The sequence below is a fragment of the Streptomyces sp. NPDC024017 genome (genome assembly GCF_040638895.1).
Taxonomy (GTDB): domain Bacteria; phylum Actinomycetota; class Actinomycetes; order Streptomycetales; family Streptomycetaceae; genus Streptomyces.
Genome location: NZ_JBEZYZ010000031.1, coordinates 1 through 2494 on the forward strand (window position 1 = coordinate 1; position 2494 = coordinate 2494).

Sequence of the window (2494 nt, forward strand, 5' to 3'; positions counted from 1 at the left end):
TCTCGTGACTGCGTGCCTTTTGAAGAATGAGCCTGCGAGTTTGCGGTGTGTTGCGAGGTTAACCCGTGTGGGGAAGCCGTAGCGAAAGCGAGTCCGAATAGGGCGTTTCAGTAGCACGCTCAAGACCCGAAGCGGAGTGATCTAGCCATGGGCAGGTTGAAGCGGAGGTAAGACTTCGTGGAGGACCGAACCCACCAGGGTTGAAAACCTGGGGGATGACCTGTGGTTAGGGGTGAAAGGCCAATCAAACTCCGTGATAGCTGGTTCTCCCCGAAATGCATTTAGGTGCAGCGTCGTGTGTTTCTTGCCGGAGGTAGAGCACTGGATAGGCGATGGGCCCTACCGGGTTACTGACCTTAGCCAAACTCCGAATGCCGGTAAGTGAGAGCGCGGCAGTGAGACTGTGGGGGATAAGCTCCATGGTCGAGAGGGAAACAGCCCAGAGCATCGACTAAGGCCCCTAAGCGTACGCTAAGTGGGAAAGGATGTGGAGTCGCAGAGACAACCAGGAGGTTGGCTTAGAAGCAGCCACCCTTGAAAGAGTGCGTAATAGCTCACTGGTCTAGTGATTCCGCGCCGACAATGTAGCGGGGCTCAAGCGTACCGCCGAAGTCGTGTCATTCACACAATAGGGCCAACGCCTGTGTGGATGGGTAGGGGAGCGTCGTGTGCCGGGTGAAGCAGCCGCGGAAGCGAGTTGTGGACGGTTCACGAGTGAGAATGCAGGCATGAGTAGCGATACAAACGTGAGAAACGTTTGCGCCGATTGACTAAGGGTTCCTGGGTCAAGCTGATCTGCCCAGGGTAAGTCGGGACCTAAGGCGAGGCCGACAGGCGTAGTCGATGGATAACCGGTTGATATTCCGGTACCCGCTGTGAAGCGTCAAACATCGAGCATCGTGATGCTAAGGCCGTGAAGCCGTTCCGGACCCTTCGGGGAAAGGAAAGTGGTGGAGCCGCCGAACCAAGCGGTTAGTAGGTGAGTGATGGGGTGACGCAGGAAGGTAGTCCATCCCGGGCGGTGGTTGTCCCGGGGTAAGGGTGTAGCCCGTCATCTAGGTAAATCCGGATGACATGAGGGTGAGACCTGATGCCGAGCCGATTGTGGTGAAGTGGATGATCCTATGCTGTCGAGAAAAGCCTCTAGCGAGTTTCATGGCGGCCCGTACCCTAAACCGACTCAGGTGGTCAGGTAGAGAATACCGAGGCGTTCGGGTGAACTATGGTTAAGGAACTCGGCAAAATGCCCCCGTAACTTCGGGAGAAGGGGGGCCACACTCGGTGATCCGATTTACTCGGTGAGCTGGGGGTGGCCGCAGAGACCAGCGAGAAGCGACTGTTTACTAAAAACACAGGTCCGTGCGAAGCCGTAAGGCGATGTATACGGACTGACGCCTGCCCGGTGCTGGAACGTTAAGGGGACCGGTTAGCTCCATTTCGGTGGGGCGAAGCTGAGAACTTAAGCGCCAGTAAACGGCGGTGGTAACTATAACCATCCTAAGGTAGCGAAATTCCTTGTCGGGTAAGTTCCGACCTGCACGAATGGCGTAACGACTTCTCGACTGTCTCAACCATAGGCCCGGTGAAATTGCACTACGAGTAAAGATGCTCGTTTCGCGCAGCAGGACGGAAAGACCCCGGGACCTTTACTACAGTTTGATATTGGTGTTCGGTTCGGCTTGTGTAGGATAGCTGGGAGACTTTGAACTCTGGACGCCAGTTCAGGGGGAGTCGTCGTTGAAATACCAGTCTGGTCGTGCTGGATGTCTAACCTGGGTCCGTGATCCGGATCAGGGACAGTGTCTGATGGGTAGTTTAACTGGGGCGGTTGCCTCCTAAAGAGTAACGGAGGCGCCCAAAGGTTCCCTCAGCCTGGTTGGCAATCAGGTGTTGAGTGTAAGTGCACAAGGGAGCTTGACTGTGAGACCGACGGGTCGAGCAGGGACGAAAGTCGGGACTAGTGATCCGGCGGTGGCTTGTGGAAGCGCCGTCGCTCAACGGATAAAAGGTACCCCGGGGATAACAGGCTGATCTTCCCCAAGAGTCCATATCGACGGGATGGTTTGGCACCTCGATGTCGGCTCGTCGCATCCTGGGGCTGGAGTCGGTCCCAAGGGTTGGGCTGTTCGCCCATTAAAGCGGTACGCGAGCTGGGTTTAGAACGTCGTGAGACAGTTCGGTCCCTATCCGCTGTGCGCGTAGGAATATTGAGAAGGGCTGTCCCTAGTACGAGAGGACCGGGACGGACGAACCTCTGGTGTGCCAGTTGTTCTGCCAAGGGCATGGCTGGTTGGCTACGTTCGGGAGGGATAACCGCTGAAAGCATCTAAGCGGGAAGCCTGCTTCGAGATGAGTATTCCCACCTCCTTGAGAGGGTAAGGCTCCCAGTAGACGACTGGGTTGATAGGCCGGATATGGAAGCACGGTAACGTGTGGAGTTGACCGGTACTAATAGGCCGAGGGCTTGTCCTCAGTTGCTCGCGTCCACTGTGTT

General features: G+C 56.3%; 1 rRNA gene. It reads left to right on the forward strand.

Annotated features, from left to right (window positions below):
* Positions 1–2472: ribosomal RNA gene (locus tag AB0G20_RS39715) — 23S ribosomal RNA — on the forward strand; the annotation flags it as partial.
* Between the last annotated feature and the right edge of the window lie 22 nt (positions 2473–2494).